This is a genomic window from Pseudoxanthomonas sp. LjRoot204_2 (genome assembly GCF_056175765.1).
Window position 1 is genome coordinate 1 of sequence record NZ_JBGFFG010000280.1, and the last position, 6,977, is coordinate 6,977.

The window sequence follows — 6,977 nt, forward strand, 5'->3', positions numbered from 1 at the left end:
CGGTACAGGCCATGGGCCGGACCGGCGTGCGGCTGCAGTGGGATGGCACGGCGCTCGTAGAGCAACGCGCGGCGTGGCTGCCCGCTGCCGTGCGCGGCGAGCGGGTGCTCGACGATGTGCAGTTCAGCCTGTGGCCGGCGGATGCGATCCGGGCCGTACTTCCAGCGGACTGGACGGTGGTCGAGCAAGGGGCGTTCCGTGAGTTGCGCAGGAACGGACAGGTCTGGTTGCAGCGCGAGCAGGTCGATGCCACGACGCTGCGCGTACGCAATGGCGTCGACGACTACGAACTGACGATCGAATCCGTGGCCGGCGGAGCGCTGGATCCATGAGGGGCGGTGCGATCTTCCTGAACGAGCTCGGCATCGTCTGTGCGCTCGGCGACGGGACGGAGGCCGTGCGCGAGGCGCTGTTCCGCGATGACGCGCCGGGTGGCGTGATGCTCGACGACACGTTCATGCCCGGGCGATGCCTCGCACTGGGGACGGTCGAGGGCGGCCTGCCGTCGCTCGCGCATCATCCGCTCCCGTTGCACGGCCGCAACAATGCCTTGCTGCGTGCGGCCTACCTCCAGATCGAGGACGCCGTGCAGCGGGCCATCGACCGGCACGGCCCCGCGCGGGTCGCCATCGTGGTCGGCACCAGTACCTCCGGCATCGGCGAGGCCGAACGGGCGATGACGCACTGGCAGCATCACCGGCAATGGCCCGACGGCTTCCATTACGTGCAGCAGGAGATCGGCGCGCCGTCGCGCTTCCTCGCCGCCGAATCGGGCGCCCGCGGTCCCGCCTGGACGATTTCCACGGCATGCTCTTCCAGCGCGAAGGCCATGGCATCGGCGGCCCGCCTGCTGCGCAGCGGACTGGTCGATGCGGTGATCACAGGGGGGTCGGATTCCCTGTGCGAGTTCACCGTGCGCGGCTTCATGGCGCTGGAGTCCGTGTCGGCCGAGCGCTGCAACCCATTCTCGGCGAACCGCCATGGGATCAACATCGGCGAAGGGGCGGCACTGTTCCTGATGACGCGTGCGGAAGGCCCCGTCCGCCTAGCGGGGTGGGGCGAGACCGCCGACGCACACCACATCTCGGCGCCCGAGCCGCAGGGCATCGGTGCCGTCACCGCCATCGGCCAGGCGCTGGCGCGCGCGCAGCTGTCGCCGTCGCAGATCGATTACGTCAACCTGCACGGAACCGCCACGCCGCAGAACGACGCGATGGAAAGCCGAGCAGTGACGGCGGCGCTCGGCGGCGAGGTACCGGCGAGTTCCACCAAGCCGTTGACCGGGCATACGCTCGGTGCCGCGGGCGCGATCGAAGCCGGCCTGTGCTGGCTGGCGATGACCGACAATCCCCGCCATCGGCTGCCACCGCACTGGTGGGATGGCGTCGTCGACGGCGACCTTCCGCCGCTGGCGTTCGTGGCACCCGGCGCCACCGCCAACGGGCCGCTGCGCCATGTGCTGAGCCAGTCGTTCGCGTTCGGTGGCAGCAACGCCGTACTGGTATTCGGAGCAGGATGATGCGCGAGCTGTACGACATCGCGCGCGTGGTGCCGCATCGCGGCACGATGCGCATGGTCGATCGATTGGTGGACTGGGACGAGGACACCGTGGTGGTCGAACTGCGGGTGCCCGACGAGGGGCCGTTCAGCCATGCGGAGGGCGTGCCCGCCTGGGTGGGCATCGAATACATGGCCCAGACCATCGCCGCCTGGGCCGGCTGCCACGCGCGGGCCTCGGGGCGTGAACCGTCGATCGGGTTCCTGCTGGGCACGCGCCGTTACGAGAGCCGGACCTCGTGGTTCCGCGCCGGCAGCGTGCTGCAGGTGGAGGCGACCCGCGAGTTGCTGGGCGACAATGGGCTGGGCATGTTCCGCTGCCGCATCCTGGGGGACGGCGAGGAACTGGCGACCGCCAACGTGTCGGTGTTCGAACCACCGGACGCGATGGCTTATCTGGAGAGTACGCAGGAATGAGTGCAGACAACACGATCCTGGTCACCGGGGGGAGCCGGGGGATCGGCAAGGCCATCGCGTTGCGGCTTGCGCAGGACGGTTTCGATATCGTCGTGCATTGCCGCAGCCGTGTGGAAGAAGCGGAGGGCGTCGCCGGCCAGGTTCGTGCGCTGGGACGTGCGTCGCGCGTCCTGGCCTTCGATGTGGCCGACCGCACCGCGGCCGCGCAGGCACTGGAGGCCGACGTCACCGCGCACGGGGCGTACCACGGCGTGGTCTGCAACGCCGGCATCGCCCGCGACACCGCGTTCCCGGCGATGAGCGCCGATGACTGGGACGCGGTGCTGCGGACGAACCTCGACGGGTTCTACAACGTGCTCAACCCGCTGGTCATGCCGATGGTGCGGCGGCGCAAGCCGGGCCGCATCGTCACGCTCTCGTCGGTGTCCGGCCTGGTGGGCAACCGGGGACAGGTGAACTACAGCGCGGCGAAGGCCGGCATCATCGGCGCCACCAAGGCGCTGGCGCTGGAACTGGCCAGTCGCGCGATCACCGTGAACTGCGTCGCCCCGGGCCTGATCGACACGGAGATGGTCAGTGGCGAGGTGGTCGACGAGGCGCTGAAGATGATCCCGATGAAGCGTGTCGGCACGCCCGGGGAAGTGGCGGCCGTCGTGGCGTTCCTGATGTCGCCAGAGGCGTCGTACGTCACCCGGCAGGTGATTTCGGTCAACGGAGGACTGGTCGGATGAGTCGGAATGATCGACGCGTGGTGGTCACTGGCGCGGGCACCATCAGTCCCCTGGGACACGACTGGCCCAGCGTGCACCTTCGCCTGCGCGAATGCCGCAACGCCGTGCGCCACATGGATGACTGGGCGAAGTACGAGGGCCTGAACACCCGGTTGGCCGCGCCAGCCGAAGCCTTCGACCTGCCCGCGCATTACAACCGCAAGACCACGCGCAGCATGGGGCGGGTCGCGCTGATGTCCGTGCGCGCCACCGAACTCGCCCTCGAGCAGGCCGGACTGCTGGGTGATCCCGTGCTGAAGAGCGGCCGGATGGGCGTGTCGTATGGCTCGTCCGCCGGCAGCCACGAGGCCGTTGGCGACTTCGGCCGCATGCTCAACGAGTACACCACCGAAGGCATCAACGCGACCACGTACCTGAAGATGATGAGCCATACCGCGCCGGTGAACATCGGCGTGTTCTTCGGTCTCACCGGGCGCGTGTACACCACGTCCAGCGCATGTACATCCGGCAGTCAGGGCGTCGGGTGCGCTTACGAGGCGGTCCGCAGCGGCAAGCAGGTCGCGATGATCGCCGGCGGTGCCGAGCAGCTGGATGCGACCGCCGCGGCGGTGTTCGACACGCTGTTCGCCACCAGCGTGCGCAACCACCAGCCCGAGCTGACGCCGCGTCCCTTCGATGCCAACCGCGATGGCCTGGTCCTGGGCGAGGGCGCGTGCACCCTCGTGCTGGAGGACCTGACGCATGCGCAGGCGCGTGGCGCCGAGATCCTGGCGGAGATCGTCGGCTACGGCACCAACAGCGATGGCCAGCACGTCACCCAGCCCAGTGCGGACACGATGGCGCAGGCGATGCGCCTGGCGCTGGAAGACGCAGGCCTGTCGCCGGAAGCGATCGGCTATGTCAATGCGCACGGCACCGCCACCGACCACGGCGACATCGCGGAAACCGCGGCCACGGCAGCCGTGTTCGGCAACCGCATGCCCATCAGTTCGCTGAAGAGCTATGTCGGCCACACGCTGGGCGCCTGCGGCGCGTACGAATCGTGGATCACGCTCCAGATGATGCGGGAGGGCTGGTTCGCCCCCACGCTCAACCTGGAGGAACGCGACCCGCGCTGCGCCGCGCTGGACTACATCACGGGCGAGGGCCGCGAACTGCAGACCGATTACGTGATGAACAACAACTTCGCGTTCGGCGGCATCAACACGTCGCTGATCTTCAAACGCTGGAAGGGCTGAAGCCCGACACACCCCCTTCATCGCCGTTCGTATCCCTGAAAGGAGTAGCACCATGAAACGACTTCTGACCACAAGCCTGCTGACGCTCGCCGTACTGGCCCCGCACGCGAGCGCGGCCGACACCCGCCTCGAACTGCCCTTGCAGGAGCTGGTGGACTCGCCCGAAGCCAAGGCCGCCGGCATCGACGGCAGCGTGCGTTTCTATCTCGCGGGCCAGAAGACCCCGACCGTGGTATCGCGCTTCGGTGAGGACGTGACCAACAGGAAGACCAATGGCGTGGGCAAGTCCGATGCCGAATCCTGTCGTTGGGTCGCATTGTCTGCGCTGAAGGCCCTGCAGGAGGGTGCGAAGGACCGTGGCGCCAACGCGGTCATCGACATCGTCAGCTATTTCAAGAAGAACGAGTTCCGCAGCGCCACGAACTATGAGTGCCATGCGGGCGGCATCATGAGCGGCGTCGCGTTCAAGGCGACCTACGCCAAGGTCAAGTAAGCGACCTCGAGCTCCGCGGCGGCCGCCCCSGGGCGGCCGCGCGCGGCCGATCCCACGCAGGTCGCCCTTCACCAGCGTGACCTGGGCGCTCGACATGGCCACGTCGGTGCCGGTTCCCATCGCGATGCCGACATCGGCGGCGGCGAGGGCTGGCGCATCGTTGATGCCGTCGCCGGCCATCGCGACGTGTCTGCCTTCCTGTTTGAGGCGTGCCACCAACGCTGCCTTGTCGGCGGGGCGCACATCCCCATGGACCTCGTCGATGCCCAGTCTGGCCGCAACGGCACGTGCCGTTCGTTCGCTGTCGCCGGTGGCCATGACGATGCGCAGCCCACGTTCGCGCAGTGCCCGCAAGGCTTCCGGCGTGCTGTCCTTGATGGGGTCCGCGACAGCAATGCTGCCGGCGGGCGCGCCATCTACCGACAGGAACATCACGCTGCCCCCTTGCTCGCGCATGCCCTCGGCATCGGCCTGCAATGGCTGGATCGGCACGCCTTCCTCCTGCATCAACCCCGCATTGCCGAAGGCGAGGCGATGCCCCTCGACGACCCCGCGCACGCCGATACCGCTGCTGGATTCGAAGTCCTGCGCAGGGGAAAGCACCAGGCCGCGCTTTCTTGCTTCCTGCACGACCGCCTGTGCGAGCGGATGCTCACTGCCCGCATCCAGGCTGGCGGCCAAGCGCAGGACCGTCTCCTCGTCGAACGGGGCCCGCGCGTCCACCGCCTTGAACGCGGGCCGTCCCTCCGTCAGCGTRCCGGTCTTGTCSACGATSAGCGYGTCGACCTTGCGSAASKTCTCGATCGCKKCCGCATCGCGGAACAGCACGCCGGCCTGCGCCGCGCGGCCGCTGGCGACCATGACCGACATCGGCGTCGCCAGGCCCAGCGCGCAGGGGCACGCGATGATCAGGACGGAGACGGCATTGAGCACGCCATGCGTCCACGACGGTTCCGGGCCGAAGAATCCCCAGCCCATCAGGGTCGCGAGCGCCGCGCCGAGCACCGCCAGCACGAACCAGAACGATACGCGGTCGGCCAGCTTCTGCAGCGGCGCACGACTGCGCTGCGCCTGGGCGACCAGCTGCACGATCTGCGCCAGTACGCTGTCGCTGCCGATCTTCTCCGCGCGGATCACCAGGCTGCCCGCGCCATTGAGGGTGGCGCCGATCACCCGGTCGCCCGGGCTACGTTCCACCGGCATGGGTTCGCCGGTGAGCATGGATTCGTCGATGTGGCTGCGCCCGTCGGTCACTACGCCATCGACAGGGACTTTTTCGCCGGGGCGTACACGCAGGCGATCGCCCACGTGGATATGGGTCAGCTCGATGTCCTCGTCGGTGCCGTCGTCGCGCAGTCGCCGCGCGGTTTTCGGCGCCAGGCCCAGCAACGCCCGGATGGCGGCCGAGGTTTGCGAACGTGCCTTCAACTCCAGCAGCTGGCCCAGCAAGGTGAGCGACACGATCACCGCCGCGGCTTCGAAGTAGACGCCGACATGGCCATGCTCGCGGAACGAGGGCGGAAACACTTGTGGTGCAAACACGGCGACGACGCTATATCCGTAAGCCGCAGCCACGCCGGTGCCAATCAGCGTCCACATGTTCGGACTGCGGTGCCGGATCGACTGTGCCCAGCGCTGGAAGAACGGCCACGCGGCCCAGAGCACGACCGGGGTGCTGAAAGCGAACTCCAGCCATGTGCGCACGGAGGGTGGGATCACGGAGAGGTACATGCCTCCCATCGCGAGCAGCAGGGTCGCTGCGCTGAAGGGCAGCGTCCACCAGAAGCGTTGGCGGAAATCGGTCAGCTCGGGGTTCTCTCCGTCGTCCAGCGAAGGCAGCATCGGTTCCAGCGCCATGCCGCACAGCGGACAGGTGCCGGGGATGTCGCGAACGATCTCCGGATGCATGGGGCAGGTGTACTGCGTGCCCGGTGGTGCGACTGCGGCAGGTGCGGGACCCACGGGGTTGAGATAGCGCATTGGGTCGGCGAGGAACTTCGCACGGCAACCGGCGGAACAGAAGTGGTAAGCGTTGCCCGCGTGCTCCGCCTGATGCGGCGTGGTTGCCGGATCGACCTGCATGCCGCAGACCGGATCGACGGTGCCCGACGCGTCCTTCGCATGAGCGTGGTGGCCTGCACAGCAGGCAGGCTTGGTTGCGGGCGCGTGATGTGCGTCGTGGTGGTGCGGCGAAGGGTTCATGCCTCGCCCCCGAGCGCCGACAGGATCGGGCACTGGTCCAGCGCGCCGTGCCCCGGGCAGGCACGCACCAGCGTCTGCAGGCCATCGCGTACGCGCGTCAGCTCGGCGATGCGCTGCTCGACATCGATGAGTTTGCTGGCCGCCGCCGCGCGGATCGCGGCCATGTCGCCGTCGTCGACACGACTGAGTGCGAGCAGGTCGCGGATCTCTTCGAGCGTGAAGCCCAGCGTCTTCGCGCGACGGATGAAGGTGAGCCGCAGCACGTCGTCGGCTTCGTAATGCCGGTAACCGCTGGCGGTGCGGGTCGGGGGCGGCAGCAAGTGCTGCCTCTCGTAGTAG

At 68.3% G+C, this 6,977-nt stretch carries 7 protein-coding genes; 5 read left to right on the plus strand and 2 right to left on the minus strand.

The window, feature by feature from the left end; genetic code table 11:
• From AC04L7_RS12920 to AC04L7_RS12940, 5 genes are all read left to right on the plus strand, one after another.
• On the plus strand, positions 1-332 hold a 332-nt coding region (locus tag AC04L7_RS12920), incomplete at its 5' end, for a DUF3261 domain-containing protein (RefSeq protein ID WP_475513147.1).
• A complete protein-coding gene (locus AC04L7_RS12925; protein ID WP_435998721.1) occupies positions 329-1,519 on the plus strand; it encodes a beta-ketoacyl-ACP synthase in 1,191 nt (396 codons plus the stop codon). The genes AC04L7_RS12920 and AC04L7_RS12925, both read left to right, overlap by 4 nt.
• On the plus strand, positions 1,519-1,974 hold the full coding sequence (locus AC04L7_RS12930; RefSeq protein ID WP_299347017.1) for a hotdog family protein: 456 nt from the start codon (positions 1,519-1,521) through the stop codon (positions 1,972-1,974). The genes AC04L7_RS12925 and AC04L7_RS12930 overlap by 1 nt, the downstream gene beginning before the upstream one ends.
• Positions 1,971-2,705: a 3-oxoacyl-ACP reductase FabG gene (gene fabG, locus AC04L7_RS12935; RefSeq protein ID WP_296282256.1), complete on the plus strand. Its 735-nt coding sequence runs from the start codon at positions 1,971-1,973 to the stop codon at positions 2,703-2,705. Before AC04L7_RS12930 ends, fabG begins: the two co-directional genes overlap by 4 nt.
• Positions 2,702-3,943: a beta-ketoacyl-ACP synthase gene (locus AC04L7_RS12940; protein ID WP_435998718.1), complete on the plus strand. Its 1,242-nt coding sequence runs from the start codon at positions 2,702-2,704 to the stop codon at positions 3,941-3,943. Before fabG ends, AC04L7_RS12940 begins: the two co-directional genes overlap by 4 nt.
• Here AC04L7_RS12940 and AC04L7_RS12945 read toward each other — a convergent pair.
• On the minus strand, positions 3,924-6,638 hold the full coding sequence (locus AC04L7_RS12945; RefSeq protein ID WP_475513148.1) for a heavy metal translocating P-type ATPase: 2,715 nt from the start codon (positions 6,636-6,638) through the stop codon (positions 3,924-3,926). The genes AC04L7_RS12940 and AC04L7_RS12945 overlap by 20 nt on opposite strands.
• Positions 6,635-6,977, minus strand: a 343-nt coding sequence (locus AC04L7_RS12950) for a MerR family DNA-binding protein (protein ID WP_475513149.1), incomplete at its 5' end; no start/stop codon positions are given. The genes AC04L7_RS12950 and AC04L7_RS12945, both read right to left, overlap by 4 nt.